The organism is Rhodococcus sp. OS5 (genome assembly GCF_056837585.1).
In genome coordinates, this window is record NZ_CM166368.1 from 5,763,929 (window position 1) to 5,785,828 (window position 21,900).

Here is a 21,900-nt window from a genome sequence, read left to right on the forward strand (position 1 = left end):
CGCGGAAACTTGGAAGAATCAGGTGACTGCGTCGCGCTCGCGGAATTCGGGGCGATCCCAGGACTTGTTCTCGAGGATGTCTCGCAACACGTCGACGGCGTTCCACACGTCGGCGTATCCGAGATAGAGCGGAGTGATACCGAACCTCAGCACTCCTGGTTCGCGGTAGTCGCCGATGACGCCCCGCGCGATGAGAGCCTTCATGATGGAATAGCCCTCGGGATGAACAAAACTCACGTGCGAGCCACGACGCTCGTGCTCGCGCGGCGTGATCAACTCCAAACCGTAAGCAGCGCAACGCTCCTCGACGAGGCCGATGAAGAGATCGGCCAGCGCGAGCGACTTGCTGCGGATGTCGGCCATGTCAGCTTTGAGCATGATGTCGAGACCACATTCGACGAGTGACAACGACGTGATGGGTTGAGTACCACTCAGAAACCGTCGTATTCCTGCGCCCGGTTCGTAGGCCGACTCCATCGCGAACGGTCGCGCGTGCCCCCACCACCCGGACAGCGGCTGGATTCCGGTGTTCTGATGGCGACGGTTGACCCAGATGAATGCAGGTGAACCCGGACCGCCATTGAGGTACTTGTACGTACACCCGACCGCGAAGTCGGCGTCGGCACCGCTCAGATCGACAGTGACGGCGCCGGCCGAGTGTGCGAGATCCCAGATCATGAGGGCGCCACGTTCCTGCACTGCTGCAGTGACTTCCGTCATCGCATACAGGTTTCCGGTGCGGTAGTTGACGTGCGACAACATCACTACGGCGGTGTCCGGTCCTACTGCTTCGGTGAGGTCGCCCGGTTGGTCGATCAGGCGTAGTTCGTATCCCTGATCGAGCAGCGAGATGATGCCCTCCGCAATGTAGAGGTCAGTGGGGAAATTGTCGCGCTCGGAGACGATCACCTTCCGGCTGGGATCCTGAGCAGCCGCGATGGACAGCGCAGAGGCCAATGCCTTGAACAGGTTGATCGACGTCGAATCCGTCACTACCACTTCGCCTTCACCTGCTCCCAGCAACGGGGCAAGTTTGTCACCGAGGCGGACCGGGAGGTCGAACCATCCAGCCTCGTTCCAACTGCGAACCAAGCCGTTGCCCCACTCGTCGCCGATCACTCTCGCGGCGCATTCCTGCGCGGCAATGGGACGCGCGCCGAGCGAGTTTCCGTCGAAGTAGAGAACGCCCTCCGGAATCGCGAACTCGCGGCGGAACTCCCTCAGGGGATCCACTGCGTCGGCCTTGACGCAGTCTTCCAACGAAAGTGTGGCTGTCGATGTCATGACGATTCTTCTCCTGCATGTGTCGGCGTTGAGGGTGATGAAGGCAGAGTCCGGAGCACGGCCCGTACCGGGCTGGCATCGAGGTCGAGGAACTTCAGCGGCAGTGCGATCAACTCGTAGTAGCCTTCGTCGACGTCGTCGAGGAAAAGTCCTTCGAGGATCGCGACGCTACGATCGCTTGCCGCGTGGTGCCCGTCCATGGTCTTGCTGTCCATCGGATCGAACGAGGCGCCGTCGATTCCGATCAGAACTCCACCGCGGTCGGCGAACCAGTGGGTCAGCTCCGGAGAAACACCGGCGAAGTCGTTGTCCCACTTGCGTGGGTACTTCGGGTACGTCCTCAGAATCAGCCGTTGCGGCAGATGGCCGCCGAGTCGCTCCACCGTCTCTTCGACGGGCCTGATGCAGGCGGCACCGTCGACCCCCGTCATGTCGACCACCAGTGCTTCGCCGAGATAGGGCTCGAGGGGAACGGAACCAATGGTCGCGCCGTCGATGCGAGTGTGCGCCGGCGCATCGGCGTGAGCACCGATATGCGGAGTGGTGGTGATTCGGTTGATGGTGACGGCGTCACTGCCGCCGAGGTCGGACGTGACAGCGCGGGTGAAGGCGGTATCGCCTGGCCACACGGGCGTCGATTCGGAGATCGGCGGGCTGATGTCGATCAACCGCGCCCTCCAGTCGCCCGTGTGTCCGTCGCCCGCGTGTCGGCCGATCCTCGGAAGCATCCAGACCCCTTCGTCGCAACAGTCGACTGTGTAGATCTCGACCGTTTGATAATTCGATGTGTTTGGCAAAAGCTAGGATCATCGACGGGCGCGGTCAACAGATGCTGAATATTTTCGCGACGGCAGGGAGAAATCGGATGATAAATGCGATCGAACGGGCAGCTGCCGCAGCTCGGCCGAATCATGTTCGGCTCGACGACGTCGATACGGCGATTCTCCGCGAACTCGTCCGGGATGCACGCATCCCCAACAACGCACTCGCCGAGAAGGTCGGGATAGCGCCGTCGACCGCTCTGGCGCGGATGCGCGCTCTACGCGAATCGGGCGTCATCAAGGGGTTTCACGCAGACATAGACCTCGAGCTACTCGGCCTCGAGATCTCGGCGATGGTGTCGATTCTGATTCACTCCCACGCCAGAAGTCGGATGACGGAAATTGCCGAGCACCTGAGCGGATTGGATTCCGTTCAGCGAGTGTTCCTGATGAGTGGGGACCGTGATCTCCTGGTGCACGTGTCGTGTGAATCCCCCACTCGGCTTCGCGATTTCGTCAGCGCGCACCTCAACGATCCGGCCATCGCCAATACCCAGACCAACCTGATCTTCAGCGAACTGAGTCAAGGCGGCTGAACTGCAGCTGTCGCCAAGGCGTCTTCGGGTGCTTCCGAGATCGACACCTCGATTCGAACTTCCCCCACTAGAGTCGAACGGCATGTTGCCACTCGGGTTGTCCATGCTCTGGGAGTCGGTGGAGTCGGAAGCCGCTCTGAAGCAGCGATTCGGATTCAACAGCTTCGGCGCAGCCACCCATTGGGTCTCGGCGGTACTCGAGCAGACTTGGGGATTGACGGCCCTCGAGTGCTCGCGAATGGCGATCAGTGACCAGAACGCGATTGTGTGGGTTGCGAGCGACCGAGGTGGGCTGGTGGTGAAGTGGTCGCGCGACACAGAGCGCTTCGCGAACCTGGAGGCGTCGACGCGCCTGCTGAGCGCACTCGCCGCGCAGGGCGTGCCCGTTCCGTCACCAATCACGTCCCTGAACGGATTGGACCGGGAAACACTGTTGGACCGGGAAACACTGGAAGGGCCTTCGTGCGCAGTGTCATTCACCGCACTGCCGGAGTTGGCGGGAGATTGGTTGGACGTGCAGGACCGCGTGGCGGTCCGTTCGGCAGGAGCATGTCTGGCAGAAATACACCGAACGCTCGGCGCCACCCATGTCGACGGATCGGTTTTCTCGTCGCGCAGCACCGGGTTGAAGGAGCGCATCGGTGGTTGGCTCGAGAATTTCGACCGCGGGTTCGCGCCTGAGGCAACGCGTAGGCTCGCGGGCCTCCTGGCGCGTGCGTCCGAGCTCGATGACCAAACTCAACTGGTACACAACGACTTCCGTGCAGCCAACATCTTGACTCGAAACTCTCGGACCACCGGAGTACTCGACTTCGACGACGTGGTGATCGACCACCGGGTGAGCGACCTGGCCAAGGCAAGCGTCTATCTGGGCACCCTGTTCACCGATTGGCGACCGACACCGATCGCGGTACGGCAGAGCCTGCGCGCCGGCTACGAATCCGTCCGTCCCCTCAGCCGATCCGAGACAGAATGGTTCGAGATCCTCGAACTGTGGCACGGCCTGATGGCGATCCCGGGTGAGAACGACACCGCCGGTTGGGCATCAGCGTTGTGACAAGAGTGGGGACGCCGGTACCGGCGTCCCCACTTCGCTTCTGACCACATCAGGATCCGGCGCGGATCCATTCTTCGAGATGCGGCGCCTCGGTACCGATCGTCGTACCGTCGCCGTGACCGGTGTGAACCTTGGTCTCGGCGGGGAGCGCGAACAGCTTGTCGCGAATGGACCCGATGATGGTCGGGAAGTCGGAGTACGACCGCCCCGTTGCGCCGGGTCCACCGGAGAACAAGGTGTCGCCGCTGAACAGTTCCCCCGCCTCGGGCAGGTAGAGGCAGGTCGACCCCGGGGAATGGCCCGGTGTGTGGATGGCCAGAATGTCCGTACCCGCCACAGCAATACGCTGATCATCTTCCAAGCTCAGATGCTTCACCCCGGGGTGAGTCATCTCCCAGAGGACATCGTCGGCCGGGTTCAGGTAGATCGGAGCGTCGAGTTTCTCGGCCAGCTCCGGCGCAACGGTGACGTGGTCGTTGTGGCCGTGGGTGCAGACGATTCCGATCACCTTGCGTCCACCGACAGCGTCGATGATCGGCTGCGCGGTGTGAGCTGCGTCGACGATCACCACTTCGTTGTCGTCACCGATCAGCCAGATGTTGTTGTCGACGTCCCATGTTCCGCCGTCGAGGCTGAACGTGCCCGAGGTGACGACGCGATCGACTCGCAATGTCACAGGACCACCACCGAACGAAGGACCTCGCCGCGGTGCATCGTCTCGAATGCCTTCTCGACCTCGTCGAGCTTGATGCGCTCGCTGACGAACTTCTCGAGCGGCAGACGCCCCTGCTGGTACAGGTCGACCAGAACGGGGAAGTCACGCTCGGGCAGGCAGTCGCCGTACCACGACGACTTGAGGGCTCCGCCGCGCGAGAAGAAGTCCACCAGCGGCATTTCCAGCTTCATGTCCGGCGTCGGAACTCCCACCAGCACTACGGTTCCCGCGAGGTCGCGGGCGTAGAACGCCTGCTTCCAGGTCTCGGGACGGCCGACTGCGTCGACAACCACGTCGGCGCCGAAACCTCCGGTCAGCTCCTGGACCGCTTCGACGACGTCGTCGACCTCGGTGGCATTGATCGTGTGCGTGGCACCAAGTTCCGTGGCCCACTCCAGCTTTCGTGGATCCCGGTCGATGGCGATGATGGTATTGGCACCGGCCAGGCGTGAACCCATGATCGCTGCGTCGCCGACGCCGCCACACCCGATCACAGCCACCGAATCACCGCGTCCGACGTTGCCGGTGTTCATCGCGGCACCCATGCCGGCCATGACGCCGCAACCGAGCAGTCCGACGACAGCCGGATCGGCCGAGGCGTCGACCTTGGTGCACTGGCCTTCGTGAACCAGCGTCTTGTCTGCGAATGCGCCGATGCCGAGTGCCGGCGTCAGTTCGGTGCCGTCTTCGAGCGTCATCTTCTGCTCGGCGTTGAACGTGTCGAAGCAGTACTGCGGGCGGCCACGCTTACACGCACGACACTGCCCGCATACTGCACGCCAGTTGAGGACGACGAAGTCGCCCACCTCGACGTGAGTGACACCGGGGCCGACGCTCTCGACGATGCCCGACGCCTCGTGCCCGAGCAGGAACGGGTACTCGTCGTTGATTCCGCCGTCGCGGTAGGTCAGGTCGGTGTGGCACACACCGCACGCTGCAATGGCGACCACTACCTCGTTGGCGCCGGGATCGGGAATCGTGATGGGGACGATTTCGACGGGGGCACCCTTGGATCGGGCGATGACGCCGCGTACCTGCTGTGGCATGGCTTTGCTCCTGGCTTCGTGCGATTGAGGACGTGTCGTCACATGGCGCCGTGTTTTCACATTGCGATATGTGCACTCGTTGAAAGGTTAGCCCGAAGTAGGTGCCCGCAACCCTGGTCGAACTGACTGACCGACCTGGCCGAAAGGACTAGGGTGCAGGCTTCACGCCGGCCTCGGCGCCCGCGGCGGCCGCCGCACCCCGACTCTCGACGCCCAATTTCCGCAGGACCCCGGCAACATGAAACTTGACTGTGCTCTCACTGACGCCGAGTCGCTCCGAGATTGCCTTGTTGCGCCGTCCGGCCACCAGATGCTCGAGTACCTCGAACTCCCGCGGAGCCAGTTCCGTCAGGACGTCGCGGTTCGGTAGGGCGACGGGCGCGTCGAGCGGGATGGTTGCGCTGATCCGGTTCCCCCACCCGGGCGTCGACTCGGATTCGACGGTTCCACCCAAAGTCTCTACCCTCGAACGTAATTGGCGTTCCACGTCGATCACGTCGGCTTCACCACCACCGTCGTCGCGGATGTCGATCGAGAGCGAAGCCGCGTCGAGGGTCCAGGCCACCCGGATTCGCGAGAGCGTCTGCTGATCCGACAAGGCCAAGACCGCGCCGCGGACGACCGCGCGGGCGCCGTGCGCCACTTCACCGGGTAACCCACGCCCGTCGACGGGTGGCTCCACCAACTCCAACGCGATTTCCCGATGCTTGAGCAGCGAACGCAATTCCCCACGCATCCGCGCAAAAGCGGTGGTGGTCGACTCCTCGGCCAACTCGCGGTGCACGTCGACGGCCGAACGCAGGCCGATCAGGGCCGAAGCCGCAGTCTCCCTGGCCGAGGTTCGAGCACGCGTGTCGTCGAGATCCGCCGAGCGCAGCGTCGCCAGCATCGTCTCGAGGGTGGCCGCATGCACCTCCGTCATCTCTGCCACGGTGCGTGCACGCTCGGACGACGCTGCCCGCGACTCGGCGAGATATGCCGGACTCGCGTTCCGCACCTGGAGCTGAATTCCGGTTGCAGTCACCGCGAACAGTGCCTGGATCAATTCGAGGGATGCCGCCTTCACCGGTCCGGGGTGTGGCGTCAGCACGAGGAGGGTGTCTGTTCGATCGAGCATCGCGAGCACTTCACGGTCTCGGCCGGCGATAGCGCACTTTCCCCGAAATATCTGTCCGACAGTGAGATCCGTACGGATACGGTCGAGTTCGGCGATGGTCACACGATCGACGACAGCTGGATCCCCGGCAACCTTGCGCGGCCTACCGGTGCACTCACGGGTGAAGATCACCAGAGAGGTGTGCGGCGCCATGTCCGCGATCAGCGTCGAAAATCGTCGGCCGATTTCGGGAAGTGGTCCCACCAACACGTCTCGAAGGGCGGTGATCAGTAGCGCATTGTCGGTGGTGCTCACTGTTCAACGATAACCATCCGGTTCACTGGTGCAGCGTGGTCTTCATGAGCATCACGTTGTAGTCGGACCACGTGGTGGCGAGAAAGTAGAGGTCCTGCCCCTGCGACCAGGGGTGCATGTACGCGCCGTAGAGTCCCGGAACCTCGTCGGTGCCGATCACGACGTCCGGTGCGCTCCACGGGCCGGTCAGGTCCGAGGCCGTCCGCAGCACCAGCGCTCCCCACTCGTTGGAGTACATCGCGACGAACTTTCCGAGATAGTTGTTGTACTGCACCGACAGTTCGCTGACATCCCCGTCGAGAACTACTGCAGCGGCAGCGGGATTGTTGGGGACCCATGCCTTTCCGTCCCAGTATTCGTACGCCGCGACGTCCGCGATGGAGGCTTCCTTGACTCGCGAGAGACGCCCCTCGCCAAAGCGTCCGGCGGGGGTGCCGAAGTTGTAGACGTAACCACCGTCCTTGACGAAGGACCCCATCTGGAAGTTGTCGTTACCTGTCAACGGCAGATTGGGCCGGGACGAGGCCGGTTCGATCTGCCAGGTCTCACCGTTGTCGTGCGAGGACGCGATCTGCGAGAAGTTGGTGACCCACTCGCCCGACCCTCCCCACGAACGTATCGACATGTAGTTGACGTACTGAACGCCGCCCACGGAGATACCCGTCGTCGGAATGCTGCTGGTTTCGACGCCGGTGACTTTCAGACTTCCGATGATCTCGCGCGAGTGATTCGGTCGGTCGGTCGGTGAGGAGTCGATGTTCATGCCGTCGGACAGATTTCCGTCGGAGCTACGGAACAGGACGTTGCTGCGCCAGTCGCCGACCACCCCGGAGCACAGAGGATCAGATCCGATACCGACGGTGTCACCGAAAGCTGTCAGGACCTGACCTGCGCCGTTGTCCCACATGATGCCCAGATCCGTGCCGAGAACATTGAACCGCTCGACGGTTTGGTTGGGGCTGAGCGCGCCCGTGATGTACTCGACCGCCGAGGTGCGGCCTTGCAATTCCGGCAGTTTGCCATCCGTGCCGTTGAGCCAGGGAATCGGATTGGTCGGCCCACCTGATTGATCCAAGCTCCCGGTGACATTGCAATCCCACGGGGATGCATGGGCCTGGGTCGCCCCCAAGACCGCGGTCGACGCGAGTACACACGTCACTGCTGCTGTCGATATCTTCCGCATCCGGCGCATCGCTCCCCTTTCGCGGGGGGAGATCCGGACTCTACGAGGTGTGTTGCTCGACCGGATCGGTTCATCCACCCACGAGAACACAAGGTAACAGGTAAATCGGTCAATCAGGACAAAACGGGCTTATTCGGTGGAGATGGATTTCAACCATTTCTCCATCACGGCTGCGGCAATCTCGAGCCCCTGCGACTCGGCTGCACCCAACTGATCCATGAAGATGCGCGGACCGTCCACTCCCAACGAAGCATGCAGCGAATCGCGGTACTCGGCCAGTTCCATCCACTCGCGCGCCACCGCGGAGGACGCTTCGAGGTGAAACTGAACGGCGTAACTCTGCTTGTATCGGAAGAGTTGATTCGGATACTTGGCTGAACCAGCGAGCCTCACCGCGCCGTTCGGTATGTCGAAGGTATCCGAATGCCATTGCATTGCAGGAAATGTGGAGGGCAGATCTCCCCACACGGGATCTTGCCGGCCCTCGACAGTCAAGGTGATCTCCTCAACTCCGACTTCGGGTACCGCTCCCGTGTAGACGCGAGCACCCAGCGCTGCGGCGAGCAACTGCGAACCCAGACACACTCCCCACACCGGGACGTCGCTCTCGACCAGATCGCGAATGTATTCGATCTCGGATGCCAACCACTCGACCTCGCCCTGATCGCCGACGCCCATCGGCCCGCCCATCACGATCACGGCGTCGAACCGTCGATGTGCTGGAAGCGGGTCGGTGCCCAGAAGAACAGTCTGCACGTCTCCGTAGCTCTCCAGGACAGGCGAATACGCCGCTGGGGGTTCACACTGCGCGTGTCGTAGTTCCAGAAAATGCATGTAGGCAATTCCTCTCGAATCCGGTGCCGAAAGCCTATGGTTCTATTCGACATAAGGCACATCGACGGCGTCGGATGTGCTCTGCGCTCGAATCTCCGCTTTCATCGCCCCTTTACCGACAAGGAACGTCTGTGCGCGCACCACACCTCTTTTCGACATCGATTCGCCCGCCCTCAACTGCCGTTCGCATCGGACTCAGCGCATTCGCCTTGGCGTCACTTGCCGCGTGCTCAGGAACAAGCACCGACAGCGAGGCCGAATCAACATCCACCGCGACCACCACTGCAACCTCGACAACTCAACCCACGACGACTCGGGCTCCATTGACCACCTCGGTGATCGGTACGACGAATTCTCCACTGGCCACGACCCCAGTCGCCGCGGAAGTGACGCCCGCTGCAGCTCCCGCGATCATGCCCAACGTCGTGTGCATGAATCTTCAAGACGCGCAGGACACCATTCAGTCGGCCGGAGTCTTCTTCTCCAGAAGTGCTGACGCAACCGGCGCGGGTCGACGCCAACTGGTCGATTCCAACTGGATTGTCGTCGATCAGACACCCTCTGCCGGAAGTCCTTTCGGGGAAATCGAAGCCGTGCTCTCGGCCGTGAAGATCGGCGAACCGAACCCCTGCTGATCGACTGAGTTTTCGAACTTCGCAATTCCGGGAACGCTGCGCCTTACTTGACAACCACCTCCGATCTCCTTCACTGTAGTCAACATTACGAGTATCCAATATATTGGATGCGAAAGGTTGGATTGCAATATGAAGGTGCAACGAATACGGCAGAGCGTCAACTCTCCGGCGGCCATGAGCGACCCCGTCATCGGAATACTCGGAGGCATGGGGCCCGCCGCTACTGCCGACTTCTACTCCAAACTCGTTGCGCTGACACCAGGTTCGACGGATCAGGAGCACCCCAAAGTTGTCATCTGGGCCGATCCCACCGTTCCCGACCGGACATTGGCACTCACCGAGAACGGCCCTGACCCCACCCCCTGGCTGATCCGCGGTGCGCGCGTTCTCCGAGAGTCGGGCGCGACGACGCTCGCCATCCCATGCAATACCGCCCACGCCTTCCTGCCCGCCATCTCGTCCCAACTGGGACTTCCCGTCGTCCACATGATCGACGAAGTCGCTCGGCACATCCGGACGCTCTCACCCGCCGTCACATCCGTCGGACTATTGGCCACCACGGGGACGGTCCGCACCGGGTTGTATCAACAATGGCTGTCGGAATACTCGATTGACGTCCTGGTGCCCGGACCTGCGATCCAGGACGAACTGGTGATGCCGGCGATCCGAGCAATCAAGAGCGGCAACGTCGGAGACGAGACCACCGACAAGCTCGTCAGGGCCGCTGATCTTCTCGTCGAATCGGGCGCGCAGGTCGTCGTGGCCGGATGCACCGAGATTCCGCTCGGACTGCCCGCCGACGCCACAACCTGTCAGATCATCGATCCGGCAACAATTCTCGCCCGCGCTCTGCTCCGGCGGGTTGCAGATGCCCGGAGACACCCTTCGATGGTCGTTTCGGGCTGACCTGCAGCAGGGAGGCTGCAGAGTACGATATCCAGTATGTTGCGTGGCGGTAAACCGGTTGAGCGAGCACGAATGAGCGACATCGCTCTCGAACGCATTCGCGAAGCGATCGTCACCGGTGAACTGGCGCCGGGCTCGAAGATCAAGGACAGCGAACTCGCCGAGTATCTGGGCTTGAGCAGAACTCCGGTCCGCGAAGCGCTCGCAAGGCTGGTCGACACCGGACTCGTGGAAGCGAAACCCGGTGCGTACACGCGCATCACCACCCTCGACCGCGGCGACGTCGAGGCAACACTCGCAGTCATCGAGGCTCTCGACCAACTGGCCGTCGTCACCGCTGTACCGAATCTCACCGACGAGATGATCGGGGCGATGCGTTCGGCCAACAAGGACTTCGCTGCCGCCGTCAAACGAAACGACATAGGCCGAGCCCTGACCGCAGACGATCGCCTACACAGCGTCATCATCGATGCTGCGGCGAATCCGCTGTTGAAGAAGCTGATTCACCAGGTTCACCCACAAATTCACCGCATCTACTACCGCAAGTTCTCGAGCCTCCTCGGGAGCCAGGACTCCGTCGATCATCACAACAGGCTGATCAAGCTGTGCGCAGACCACGATGCCGAGGCGGCAGCGACGCTGTCAGCCGAACATCGACGCCATCTCGGCGGGCTGATCGGCGAACTTTTCGACGCCGACGAGTTCGCGCTCTCGGACTGACCGAGTCCGGGTACAAGTTTCGGCGCTTGCCTATATTGGTCATTGCCGATATAAATGACTGGTGCATGCATTCGACGTTCTCGGAGACCCAGTGCGGCGACGAATCATGGAACTCCTGTCCGGCGGCGAGCGCTCGGCGGGTCAGATCGCCGAAGTCGTGGCAGCGGAGTTCGGAATCTCGCAACCGACCGCGTCCGGACACCTGCGAGTACTCCGAGAAAACGGATTCGCCACCGTCCGCAGCGAAGGCACCAGGCGTCTCTATGCCGTCGAGCCCGCGCCATTGCAAGAAGTGGACCAATGGCTCGACGGATTCCGGCAGTTCTGGAGCGGCCCTCTCGACGCATTGGCCACAGAACTCGCACGCGGGAAACGACGCGGCTCGAAGCGGAGCAGATCTTCACAATCGAATTCTTCCGACGAAGGAGACTCACAATGACCGAGATCGCGAACCAGGACACCAGCCTCACCGCGGTGGAGCGGAGCATGGGTAACCGCGACATCGCAGAAGGTTCGGCTCGAACTGCCGTACTCAAGCGCCGCTACAACGCGTCGGTCGACGACGTCTGGGATGCCATCACGACCCCTGACCGCATCAACCGTTTCTTCCTTCCGGTGAGCGGAGACTTCCAGGTGGGCGGCTCGTACGCCTTCGAAGGCCAGGCAAGTGGCGAGATCCTGGCCTGCGACGCCCCACACCTGCTGCGACTGCAGTGGACACCGCCCGGCGATCGCGGATACAGCGATCAGGTCGAGATCCGGCTGACTGCCGACGGCCCCGACGCCACCTGGCTCGAGTTGGAGCACGCCTCCGTCGCCGATGTCTTCCGTAACGACCCGGACACCGGCTGCTACGGCGTCGGAACCGGCTGGGAAGGCCCACTTCACTACCTGGGCGAATACTTGCGCGGCACTCTCCCTGATGCGCCGAGCACCGAGTGGTACACCTTCGACGAAGCAGAGGAGCTTCGTCTGGCCAACTTCCGAGGGTGGGAGTGGGCAAAGATCGAGGCAGAGCACGGCGGCCGATAACGCCCAATTCTTCGAAAACGGTCACAGGATGGCCGTTAGCTTTGTATCGTGACCGAGCTGGACGTATGTCCAGCAGTTTTGGTGGCTTCCTTTCGTGCCACACCTGCTTCGGTCCACGAGAAGAGAGCTCCACATGGCGCCACAACCCGTAGTCGACAACGCGGCCACGACGCGACGCACGCACATCATCCGGACAGTTCTCGCTGTCCTCGTCATCGCACCGCTGTCGATTGCGGCGTTCTACATGTGGGCACTGTGGGATCCGGGCGACACGGTCAACCGCTTGCCCGTCGCCATCGTCAACGCCGATGCGGGCACAGAACTCGACGGAACACGTCTGCAAGCCGGCGATGAAGTTGTTGCCGCGCTCGTCGAGAGCGGAGACGTTGCATGGAAGGTCGTCTCGGAACAGGAAGCCGCCGACGGCGTCAACGACGGCACCTATTACTTTTCGGTCGTCATTCCGAAAACTTTCAGCGCGGATGTGGCCAGTGCCGCATCGGGTTCGGGCCGCAAGGCCGAACTCGACGTCTTGTACAACGACTACAACAGTCTGGTCGCCGGCCCGGTCGGTGAAAGCATCATCGCTCAGGTGCGCTCGGCGGTCTCCGAGTCGATCGGCGAGCAGTCCATCGACCAGGTGCTGGTCGGGTTGGGTGAACTCGGAACAGGATTCGGTGAAGCAGCAGCAGGAGCGCAACAGCTGTCCGACGGATCCTCCGAAGCGCTTGCCGGAACCAACGAGCTCTACGCTGGAAGCAAGGAACTCGCCACCGGCATGGGCGAAGCAAATCAGGGCGGCAAGGAGCTGGCCGCCGGAGCCGGCGAGCTGGCTGCCGGAGCTGGCGAAGCTGCTGCCGGCTCGGGCGAGCTGAGCAGCGGACTCAACCAGTTGGTCGGGGGCACCGACGAACTCGGCGCAGGCGCCCGACAGATCAGCGAAGTGGTCGACATGGTCACCACCCCGGTACTCGACCTCGCGGGGTCCTCGGACGCCGTCGTCGGTCAGATCGACGCCCTCACGTCGATGCTTCGAAACTCGGCCGATCCGGTCTCCGCCGGACTCGTCGAAGCCCTGGGTGGACTGCGGGCTTCCCTGACCGCACAACCGTCGGACGACGACGTGATCGGTCAGCTCGGTCAGCTTCGCGACGGCGCGCGGGAAATCTCGCGGCAGCTCACTGATCCGAGCAGCGACTACCGTGGTGGGCTCCTTGCCGCCGCGGCCGGTGCAGGTGAACTCAACACCGGCCTGGGCCAACTGTCCGACGGTGCAGGCCAACTCGCTACCGGTGCACAGGAACTTTCCACCGGGCTGGGGCAGTTGGACACTGGAAGTATTGCGCTCCGTGACGGTCTCGGGCAGCTATCGGCCGGCGTCGGCGAGCTCGACGCGGGTAGCGCGGAACTCGCCACCGGTTTGTCCGACGGTGCCGCCCAGGTGCCGCAGTTCACGGACGACGAGCGCGCCACCACGGCCAATCTGCTCTCGTCCCCGGTTGCCGTCGACGCGCGGAACAACTATCCCGCAGCCGGTTTCGGACCGGGAGCCGTCCCTGCCGTGATCTCGGTGGCACTGTTCCTGTGCGGAATTCTCACGTGGTTCGTCGTCCGCCCACGACGCGGACGTTCACTGAACTCGCACACCAGCGTGGTGCGTGAGGGGCTGCGCCGCTACCGCATTCCCGCCCTGGTCACCTTGGTCGCGGCGCTCGTGTTGTCGGTGGTGTCACTGACCGTGGCAAACGTCGAACCACCCAGTGTCCTGGCGATGATCGCAGTGATGATCCTGGTGGGTGCCGCCGCGGTCAGCTCGGGCAGGCTCTTCACCGTTGTGTTCGGAGCCGTCAACGGAACCTTCATCGCTCTGGGCGCCTTGATGATTCAGATCTTCGCCTTCGGCGCGGTATACCCCATCGAACAGATGCCGACGGTTCTGCAGTGGCTGCACGCCCTGATGCCACTCACGTGGGCGCGCAACGCCATGCGCATGGTCCTTGTCGGATACTACGGCCCGAAATTCTGGGTGGCGGTAATCGCTCTGGCTGCCTTGGTGATCGGAGCCGTCCTGTTCACCATCTGGTGGCGCCGCCGACAAGAACCGCCGACCGACGCCGATGACGACGCGCCGATCACCGAGGAGATCGTGTACCTCCAGCAAACGCAAGCGTGAGTCGGATCAGCGAACGAGCGTCGTACGCATCAACATGACGTTGTAGTCGGCCCACGTGGTGGCAAGGAAGTACAGATCCGAACCGCTCGACCACGGGTGGATGTATGCGGCGTAGATACCGGGAACCTCGACCAGATTGACCAATGTTTCCGGTGCCGTCCACGGACCGACCGGACTGGGAGCGGTTCGCATCACGATCGAACTGAACGCGTCGGCGTACATCGCCACGAACTTGCCGAGGAACTCGTTGTACTGAACGGAGACCTCACCGATGCGGCCGTCCATGACGGGTACGGCCGCAGCGGGATCGGCACGGACCCAGCCACTTCCGTTCCAGTACTCGTAGGCGGAAAGATCGAGGATCGAACCCTCGGACGCGCGAGAAAGTCGAACCTCGCCAGATCGTCCCGCGGGAGTTCCGTAGTTGTAGACGAACCCGCCGTCCTTCACCATCGAGCTCATCTGGAAGTTCTCGCTACCGGCGACGGGGGCGACACCCGCGGGAAGAACCCCACCGATGTTGGGGCGCAGCGTTTCCGGACGAGTGGTCCACGTTTCGCCGTTGTCCGAGGAGGTGGCAATCTGCGAGTAGTTCGTGCTCCACTGCCCGGCCTCGCCCCAGTTACGCACCGACATGTAGCTCAGATACTGCACACCGTTCACTGCGATGCCGCTCGTGGGGATGCTGGAGGCCTCGACACCCGGAATCTTCAGACCGGAAATGATCTCACGCGCCTGAGCTGTGCCGTCCATCGGCGCACTGTCGATGCGCATACCGTCGGCCAGTACCCGATCCGAGCTGCGGAAGAGTACATTGCTTCGCCACTCGCCCACCAAACCGTCGCAGCCGGGGTTACGACTGAGCCCGGTGGTATCGCCGAAAGCGGTCAGAATCTGCCCCGCACCGTTGTCCCACATGATGCCCAGGTCGGTACCCAGGACATTGAAGCGATCAACGGTCTTGTTTGGACTGTATGTCCCGGTGACCTTTTCGATCACGGCAGTACGACCGGACAGACCTGGCAACCCTCCGGTGTTGCCGTTGAGCCACGGCGCCGCATTGGCCGGACCACCGCTACTGCCGACGCCACTGACTCCGACGCATCCCGGCGCAGCCATCGCCGGCGAAGCCACCGCCGTGAAGGCAGCAGCTGCCAGAGCGGCAACTACCCCGAACACCCCCAACGATCTCCCCGCGCGAAACATGACTCCCCCATGGCCGGGATTGTTGGTGTTGTCGTCGTTCCCCCCGAACCTCGGACAATCTAGCAACTGCAGTCACAGATAACCCAATCAGACAAAGACGCGAAAAGTCCTGAAAGTCATAGTAGTTCAGACTTTCAGGCCTTTTCGGACAGAGAAGATCAGTCAGTAGGTCAGCGCGCTCCGCTCGCACCGCCGTCGAGTGGAATCACCGCGCCGGTCAGATAAGCCCCGGCACGTGAAGCCAGGAAAATGGCAAGACCTGCAGCATCCTGGGGAGTTCCGACCCTGCCCAACGGGACCGAGTCCGCCACAGCCTTTGCACTTTGCTCGTCCTCGAGGAGGAATGCCATCATCTTCGACGGGAACGGGCCCGGCGCAATGGCATTGACCGTGATCTGTTCCCCCGCAAGCGTTGCCGCGAGCTTGCGCGTCAACATGTGCACCGCAGCCTTACTGGCTCCGTACGAGAAGTTCTCCGAACCCGACACCACGAGTCCGTCGATCGATCCGATATTGATCACGCGCGCGGGATCTTCCGCCGTGGCTGCAGACCGCAACTGCGGCAACAGCTTCTGCGTCAGTAGGAAGATTGCCTTGACATTGATGTCGAAAATCTTGTCGAAGCCTGCGGCCGGAAAATCGTCGACGGGAGCGCCCCACGTGGCACCGGCGTTGTTGACCAGTACGTCGAGCGTCGGCGAAATCTCGGCGACCTTCGCAGCGAGGCTCTCGACCCCCTCGTCCGTGGACAGATCGGCCGGATGCGAAATGCAGGTGCCGAACTCCGAAAGCTCTCGCGCGGCTTCGTCACAGGCTTCGGCTTTTCGGGCCGAAATGACGACCGTCGCTCCGCCTTCGACAAACCCGCGAGCGATCATGTATCCGATGCCGCGTGATCCACCGGTGACCACAACGGTCTTGCCACTGACGTCGAACAGTCCCTCGATCAAGCTCATGCGACCTCGAAAAGCCCGGCAGCACCCATACCGCCGCCGATGCACATGGTCACCACCACGAGCTTGGCTCCGCGCCGTTTTCCTTCAAGAAGAGCATGGCCGACCAGACGAGCCCCCGTCATTCCGTACGGATGGCCGACGGAGATACCGCCACCGTCGACGTTGTACTTCTCGGGATCGATCCCGAGCTTGTCGCGGCAGTACAGGGCCTGAGAGGCGAAGGCCTCGTTGAGTTCCCAGAGATCGATGTCGTCGACCTTCAGGCCGTGAAGATCCAGCAGACGCGGAATCGCGAACACCGGTCCGATGCCCATCTCGTCGGGAGCGCAACCCGCGACAGCCATGCCACGGTAGATACCGAGAGGCGCCAACCCGCGGCGTTCCGCCTCGCCTGCCTCCATCAGCACCGACGCCGAAGCGCCGTCGGAGAGCTGAGACGAGTTGCCCGCAGTGATGGACGAATGAGCACTGACAGTCCCGTCGGCCAGAACCGGTCGCAGACTCGACAGCCCTTCCAACGTGGTGGAAGCGCGGTTGCCTTCGTCGCGGGTCAGCGTCACGGACTCGCTGCGGATCTCACCCGTCTCCTTGTCCTGCACCTGCTTGATCGAGGGCAGCGGGACGATCTCGAGATCGAACCGACCTGCGTCCTGGGCCGCTGCGGTCCGCTGCTGGGAGACGAGCGCGAACTCGTCCTGCTGCTCGCGGGTGACTCCGTAGCGCTCGGCGACGATCTCGGCCGTATGCAGCATCGGCATGTAGATCGACGGCTTGTTTTCCTTCAGCCACGGATCAGCCGCGCGGAAGTTGTTCATGTGATCGTTCTGGACCAACGAGATCGATTCGACTCCGCCGCCGACCGCGATCTGCATTCCGTCGTCCACGATCTGCTTGGCTGCGGTTGCGATGGCCATGAGACCGGACGAGCACTGACGGTCGATCGTCATTCCGGAAACCGAGTCCGGAAGCCCGGCCCGCAGTACCGCTTGCCGCGCGACGTTGCCGCCGGAAGAGCCCTGCTGCAGCGCGGCGCCGAGGATGACGTCCTCGACCTCGCCGCCCTCGAGGCCCGCGCGCTGAACTGCATTCGAAATGGCATGTGCAGCAAGCTCTTGAGCCTGAGTGTTGTTGAACGCGCCGCGGTACGCCTTACCGATCGGGGTACGGGCGGTGGAAACGATGACAGCTTGCCTCATCGGGGAATCCTTTCGTCGAACACGAAGTGCTGTGCGCCTTTATTAACCGCCGGGGGTTAATAAAGGCGCACAGCAAGAATCAGGGCTGGAACACGACGCGACCGACCGTGGTGCCGTCGCCGAGGCGACCGATACCGTCGGCAACGTCCGTCAACGACAGCCGCTCACTGATCAGTGGTTTGACCAAGCCGGCATCGGCGAGCCTGGTGAGCTCGACGTGGCAGTCGTCGATGGCCTGCTGGTTGTAGGCCTTGTACAGCCCCCAGTGCAGTCCGATGATCGAATAGTTCTTGATGAGAGCGTGATTGAGTGCCGGCTGCGGGATCGTGCCACCGGCGAAGCCGATGATGACGATCCGTCCCTCGAAGGCGATGCACTTGGTGGACTTCGCGTATGCGTCGCCGCCGACCGGATCGAAGACCACGTCGGCGCCCTTGCCGCCGGTGAACTCCTTGACCGCTGCCACGAAGTCCTCACTGTGACGGTCTACGACGAGGTCGGCGCCGAGCTTGCGCGCGTACTCGGCCTTGTCCGGGCCGCCGACGACACCGATCACCTTGGCGCCTGCCGCCTTGCCGAGTTGCACTGCCGCACTACCGACACCACCCGCAGCAGCGTGGACCAACAACGTCTCACCCTCGAGCAGTTGGGTGCGGCGATGCAGAGCGAACCACGCTGTCTGATAGCCGATGCTCAGAGCGGATGCTTCCGCGTCGTCGAGAGCCGACGGCGCCGGGAACGTGTTGTTCTGATCCAGTACCGAGTACTCGGCGAATCCGCCGGACGGCAGACTCGGATTACCGATCACCCGGTCCCCCACTGCGAATTTGGTCACCGATTCACCGACCGAGACCACTTCACCACACAGTTCGACACCGGGTGTGAAGGGCAGCGGCGGCTTGATCTGGTACTCACCGCGGCACATGAGGACGTCGGGGAAGTTGGCCGGAGCCGCCAGCACCTTGACCAACATCTCCGTCGCATTCGGGGTGGGATCCGCGGTCTCCTCCAACGCGAGCACATCGCGGGGTTGACCGAGTTCGTTGACGCGCCAAGCCTTCACAGCAATTCTCCAGACAGATAGTGGGTGAGTTTCAGGACGAGATCGGGAGGTCGACCAACTCGGCGAGGCGTGCCCGATGCTGATACGCGGTTCCCAGCGACAGCTGATCGCTCTTCGCCCGTTTGAGGTACAGGTGCGCCGGATACTCCCACGTCATTCCGATACCACCATGAAGTTGGACGCACTCCTCCGCAGCATGAACCGCGACGCCGCTGCAGAATGCCTGGGCCACCGTCGCTGCGATCGCCGCATCGGCGTCGCCGCGTGCATAGGTGTCCGCCGCATAGCGTGCTGCCGCGCCCGAAGAGCTGACTTCGAGCCAGAGATCGGCGAGGCGGTGCTTGATCGCCTGGTACGAACCGATCGCCCGGCCGAACTGCTTGCGCTCCTTCACATACGCGAGAGTCGTTTCGAGGCACCACTGAGCTACAGCGAACTGTTCGGACGCCAGAAGTGCGCTTCCGCAGAGGAACGCTTCCTCAACCGCTTGCGCCGCATTGCCGCTGTCGACACGGACCGACGACGAACCCGAGAACTCGACGTCCGCCAATCGGCGCGTCATGTCCAGGGACAGAACCGGCGTGACGGTAGCGTCGGCGATCCGAACGGTGTGCAGCTCCAGGCCGCTCTCACCGGCAACCGGAACAACAAGAACATCGGACTCGGCGACGCCGGCAACCGTCGTGACGCTGCCGACGAGTCCACTCGCCGTTGCCTTGACAGTAGGTGTGAAAGTTCCTGGTGCAGTGGACAACGGGACGACCAGAGCAGCCGTCGAATCCCCCGCTGCCAATTGACCGAGCACCTCGGTCTCGCCGGCCTTCAGCAACGCCGTCGTCGCCAGCACCGCGCTGGTGAAGAACGGAACGGGAGCGACCGCACGTCCGATCTCCTCCATCACGACCGCCGCCTCACGCGTCGACGCACCTGCCCCGCCCAACTCCTCGGGTACCAGCAGTCCCGCCAAACCGAGTTCCGACGCCAGCGACTTCCACAGCCCGGTGAAGTCGGCGGACACGTCGTCGTACGCCGTGACCACGGTGTCGGCACCGGCACGCTCGCTCAGCAGTCGTCTGACGCTGGCTCGCAGATCTTGTTCGGTCTCGGAGTACAACAGATCGGCGCTCATCGGGGTAAGTCCTTCCAGGCGATGTCCTTGTCGACGCGATGCTCGGGCGGCAGCCCGAGTACACGTTCTGCGATGACGTTGCGCAGGATCTCCGACGTTCCGCCCTCGATCGAATTGCCCTTGGCTCGCAGGTACCGGTATCCGGGTTCACGCCCGGTGAAGTCGACGGAATCCGGTCGACGCAGCGTCCAGTCGTCGTAGCGCAGACCGGCTTCGCCGTGCAGCTCGAGGTCGAAACCCGAAATCTGCTGAGCCAAACCGGCAAACGCGAGCTTCATTCCCGAGCCTTCGGGGCCGGGCTGGCCGGCGGCGAGCTGCTGGCGCAGTCGCTCACCGGTCAGACGCGCAACTTCGGATTCGGTCCAGAGTCGCATCAACTCGTCGTGCATCGCCGGGTTACGCAGCTCGGGCTCGTCACGCCAGGCCTGAGCGACCTTTCCGATCATGCCTCCCTCACGCGGTGCGCCCGAACCGATGGCAACACGCTCGTTGTTCAGGGTGGTGGTCGCAACCTTCCACCCCTGGCCTTCGGCTCCGAGGCGATTGGCGTCCGGAATCCTGACGTCCGTGAGGAATACCTCGTTGAATTCGGCCTCGCCGGTGATCTGACGCAGCGGCCGGACATCGACGCCCGGATCGGTCATGTCGCAGATGAAGTAGCTCAGACCCGCATGCTTGGAACGTGACGGATCGGTCCTGGCCACGAGAATCGCCAGCTGCGCATTCTGCGCGCCCGACGTCCATACCTTCTGCCCGTTGACTATCCAGTCGTCGCCGTCGCGGACGGCGCGGGTAGCGACGGCCGCGAGGTCCGAACCTGCGCCCGGTTCACTGAACAGCTGGCAGTAGACCGTCTCCGCAGTCCACAACGGGCGCAGGAACTTCTGCTTCTGCTCCTCGGTGCCGAAGGCAGCGATGGTCGGTGCCGCCATGCCCAGTCCGATCCCGTTCTTGCCGGTGGCCGGGCCCGGTGCACCGGCGGCCTCCAGCTGAGCGTTCACCTGACGCTGAAAGCTCTGCGGTACACCGAGTCCCCCATGACCTTCGGGGAAATGAACCCACGCCAGTCCGGCGTCGAATCGTGCGCCGAGGAAGTCCGATACCGACACGCTGTTCGGATCATTCTCCGCGAGAAGCGTGTTCACCTTTTCGGTGAGATCACGCGATACTGCCTCTTCGTCGAAAGCCATGCCCATTCCTTCGGTTCGAGCGGTGAGCGGACGGTCAGTCCTTCGGTCCACCGGCGACGTAGACGACCTGACCGGAAACGAAGCCCGCGCCTTCGCTGACGAAGAACGACGCGGTGTGCGCGATGTCCTCGGGCTGACCGACACGGTTGACCGGGATCTGCGAAGCGGCAGCGGTCTTGAAGTCGTCGAAGCCGACGCCCATGCGCTCGGCCGTTGCGGCGGTCATCTCGGTTTCGATGAATCCGGGTGCAATGGCGTTGGCGGTGACGCCGAACTTGCCCAGCTCGAAGGCCAATGTCTTGGTGAAGCCCTGCATTCCGGCCTTCGCAGCGGAGTAGTTGACCTGTCCACGATTACCGAGAGCCGACGTGCTCGAGAGGTTCACGATGCGGCCGAACTTCGCTTCCACCATGTACTTCTGCACCGCACGCGACATGAGGAACGCTCCGCGCAGGTGGACGTTCATCACCGAATCCCACTCGGCAACGCTCATCTTGAACAGAAGGTTGTCGCGAGTGATGCCGGCATTGTTGATCAGCACGGTAGGTGCACCCAGTTCTGCGGCAACACGATCCACTGCTGCAGCGACCGAAGCCTCGTCGGAGACGTCAGCGCCGACGGCCAGTGCCTGTCCGCCTGCGGCCTTGATCGCGTCGACGGTTCCGGCACACGCCGCTTCGTCGAGGTCGAGCACGGCGACGGCAAAACCGTCTTCCGACAGTCGCTTCGCTACTGCCGCACCGATTCCGCGTGCTGCACCCGTGACAATTGCGGTTCTACGTTCCTGGCTCACTGGCCCTCCATACT

Annotated in this window: 22 protein-coding genes; 8 read left to right on the forward strand and 14 right to left on the reverse strand. The window is 62.8% G+C overall.

The window, feature by feature from the left end; genetic code table 11:
* Positions 1 to 18 precede the first annotated feature (18 nt).
* Together kynU and kynB are read right to left on the reverse strand one after the other, a co-directional pair.
* Entirely contained in the window at positions 19 to 1,284 is a 1,266-nt protein-coding gene (gene kynU / locus ACVZUB_RS27010) for a kynureninase (protein WP_058226910.1), read from the reverse strand.
* A complete protein-coding gene (gene kynB / locus ACVZUB_RS27015) occupies positions 1,281 to 2,012 on the reverse strand; it encodes an arylformamidase (protein WP_482627923.1) in 732 nt (243 codons plus the stop codon). The genes kynU and kynB overlap by 4 nt, the downstream gene beginning before the upstream one ends.
* A 137-nt stretch (positions 2,013 to 2,149) precedes the next feature.
* Here kynB and ACVZUB_RS27020 point away from each other — a divergent pair, with 137 nt between their 5' ends.
* On the forward strand, positions 2,150 to 2,641 hold the full coding sequence (locus ACVZUB_RS27020) for an Lrp/AsnC family transcriptional regulator (protein ID WP_007730865.1): 492 nt from the start codon (positions 2,150 to 2,152) through the stop codon (positions 2,639 to 2,641).
* 82 nt (positions 2,642 to 2,723) lie between these two features.
* Positions 2,724 to 3,698 (forward strand): phosphotransferase enzyme family protein, encoded by a 975-nt coding sequence (locus tag ACVZUB_RS27025; RefSeq protein ID WP_482627924.1) that lies wholly within the window; start codon positions 2,724 to 2,726, stop codon positions 3,696 to 3,698.
* A 49-nt stretch (positions 3,699 to 3,747) separates the two neighbouring features.
* Here ACVZUB_RS27025 and ACVZUB_RS27030 read toward each other — a convergent pair whose 3' ends face one another.
* The 5 genes from ACVZUB_RS27030 to ACVZUB_RS27050 form a co-directional block, all read right to left on the reverse strand.
* Complete coding sequence (locus ACVZUB_RS27030) at positions 3,748 to 4,374, reverse strand: MBL fold metallo-hydrolase (protein WP_007730862.1); 627 nt, start codon at positions 4,372 to 4,374, stop codon at positions 3,748 to 3,750.
* Entirely contained in the window at positions 4,371 to 5,459 is a 1,089-nt protein-coding gene (locus tag ACVZUB_RS27035; RefSeq protein WP_007730860.1) for an S-(hydroxymethyl)mycothiol dehydrogenase, read from the reverse strand. Before ACVZUB_RS27035 ends, ACVZUB_RS27030 begins: the two co-directional genes overlap by 4 nt.
* 148 nt (positions 5,460 to 5,607) lie before the next feature.
* On the reverse strand, positions 5,608 to 6,870 hold the full coding sequence (locus ACVZUB_RS27040; RefSeq protein ID WP_003943037.1) for a helix-turn-helix transcriptional regulator: 1,263 nt from the start codon (positions 6,868 to 6,870) through the stop codon (positions 5,608 to 5,610).
* Between the two features lie 22 nt (positions 6,871 to 6,892).
* A complete protein-coding gene (locus ACVZUB_RS27045; protein WP_482627925.1) occupies positions 6,893 to 8,062 on the reverse strand; it encodes a DUF4185 domain-containing protein in 1,170 nt (389 codons plus the stop codon).
* Between the two features lie 120 nt (positions 8,063 to 8,182).
* On the reverse strand, positions 8,183 to 8,887 hold the full coding sequence (locus tag ACVZUB_RS27050) for a type 1 glutamine amidotransferase (protein WP_054827220.1): 705 nt from the start codon (positions 8,885 to 8,887) through the stop codon (positions 8,183 to 8,185).
* Positions 8,888 to 9,018: 131 nt separating this feature from the next.
* Here ACVZUB_RS27050 and ACVZUB_RS27055 point away from each other — a divergent pair, with 131 nt between their 5' ends.
* From ACVZUB_RS27055 to ACVZUB_RS27080, 6 genes are all read left to right on the forward strand, one after another.
* Entirely contained in the window at positions 9,019 to 9,522 is a 504-nt protein-coding gene (locus tag ACVZUB_RS27055; RefSeq protein WP_054827219.1) for a PASTA domain-containing protein, read from the forward strand.
* Positions 9,523 to 9,696: 174 nt separating this feature from the next.
* A complete protein-coding gene (gene cuyB, locus ACVZUB_RS27060; protein ID WP_050655975.1) occupies positions 9,697 to 10,428 on the forward strand; it encodes a cysteate racemase in 732 nt (243 codons plus the stop codon).
* Between the two features lie 36 nt (positions 10,429 to 10,464).
* Positions 10,465 to 11,148: a GntR family transcriptional regulator gene (locus ACVZUB_RS27065; protein WP_003942830.1), complete on the forward strand. Its 684-nt coding sequence runs from the start codon at positions 10,465 to 10,467 to the stop codon at positions 11,146 to 11,148.
* Positions 11,149 to 11,209: 61 nt separating this feature from the next.
* Positions 11,210 to 11,587 (forward strand): ArsR/SmtB family transcription factor, encoded by a 378-nt coding sequence (locus tag ACVZUB_RS27070; protein ID WP_003942971.1) that lies wholly within the window; start codon positions 11,210 to 11,212, stop codon positions 11,585 to 11,587.
* Positions 11,584 to 12,180 (forward strand): SRPBCC domain-containing protein, encoded by a 597-nt coding sequence (locus tag ACVZUB_RS27075; RefSeq protein WP_047269425.1) that lies wholly within the window; start codon positions 11,584 to 11,586, stop codon positions 12,178 to 12,180. The genes ACVZUB_RS27070 and ACVZUB_RS27075 overlap by 4 nt, the downstream gene beginning before the upstream one ends.
* A gap of 133 nt (positions 12,181 to 12,313) precedes the next feature.
* Entirely contained in the window at positions 12,314 to 14,353 is a 2,040-nt protein-coding gene (locus tag ACVZUB_RS27080; RefSeq protein WP_065455008.1) for a YhgE/Pip domain-containing protein, read from the forward strand.
* A 6-nt stretch (positions 14,354 to 14,359) separates the two neighbouring features.
* Here ACVZUB_RS27080 and ACVZUB_RS27085 read toward each other — a convergent pair whose 3' ends face one another.
* The 7 genes from ACVZUB_RS27085 to fabG all read right to left on the reverse strand — a co-directional run bounded on the left by ACVZUB_RS27085 (position 14,360) and on the right by fabG (position 21,886).
* Positions 14,360 to 15,559, reverse strand: coding sequence for a DUF4185 domain-containing protein (locus ACVZUB_RS27085; protein ID WP_482627926.1), 1,200 nt, complete (start codon positions 15,557 to 15,559; stop codon positions 14,360 to 14,362).
* A gap of 170 nt (positions 15,560 to 15,729) precedes the next feature.
* Positions 15,730 to 16,515: a RhlG family 3-oxoacyl-ACP reductase gene (locus tag ACVZUB_RS27090; RefSeq protein WP_007730838.1), complete on the reverse strand. Its 786-nt coding sequence runs from the start codon at positions 16,513 to 16,515 to the stop codon at positions 15,730 to 15,732.
* Positions 16,512 to 17,711: an acetyl-CoA C-acyltransferase gene (locus ACVZUB_RS27095; protein ID WP_007730836.1), complete on the reverse strand. Its 1,200-nt coding sequence runs from the start codon at positions 17,709 to 17,711 to the stop codon at positions 16,512 to 16,514. Before ACVZUB_RS27095 ends, ACVZUB_RS27090 begins: the two co-directional genes overlap by 4 nt.
* A gap of 79 nt (positions 17,712 to 17,790) precedes the next feature.
* Positions 17,791 to 18,774 (reverse strand): NADPH:quinone oxidoreductase family protein, encoded by a 984-nt coding sequence (locus ACVZUB_RS27100; RefSeq protein WP_003943088.1) that lies wholly within the window; start codon positions 18,772 to 18,774, stop codon positions 17,791 to 17,793.
* A 31-nt stretch (positions 18,775 to 18,805) separates the two neighbouring features.
* Positions 18,806 to 19,903 (reverse strand): acyl-CoA dehydrogenase family protein, encoded by a 1,098-nt coding sequence (locus ACVZUB_RS27105; RefSeq protein WP_482627927.1) that lies wholly within the window; start codon positions 19,901 to 19,903, stop codon positions 18,806 to 18,808.
* Positions 19,900 to 21,093 (reverse strand): acyl-CoA dehydrogenase family protein, encoded by a 1,194-nt coding sequence (locus tag ACVZUB_RS27110; protein ID WP_003943047.1) that lies wholly within the window; start codon positions 21,091 to 21,093, stop codon positions 19,900 to 19,902. The genes ACVZUB_RS27105 and ACVZUB_RS27110 overlap by 4 nt, the downstream gene beginning before the upstream one ends.
* 34 nt (positions 21,094 to 21,127) lie before the next feature.
* Positions 21,128 to 21,886: a 3-oxoacyl-ACP reductase FabG gene (gene fabG, locus ACVZUB_RS27115; protein WP_083056388.1), complete on the reverse strand. Its 759-nt coding sequence runs from the start codon at positions 21,884 to 21,886 to the stop codon at positions 21,128 to 21,130.
* Positions 21,887 to 21,900: the final 14 nt, after the last annotated feature.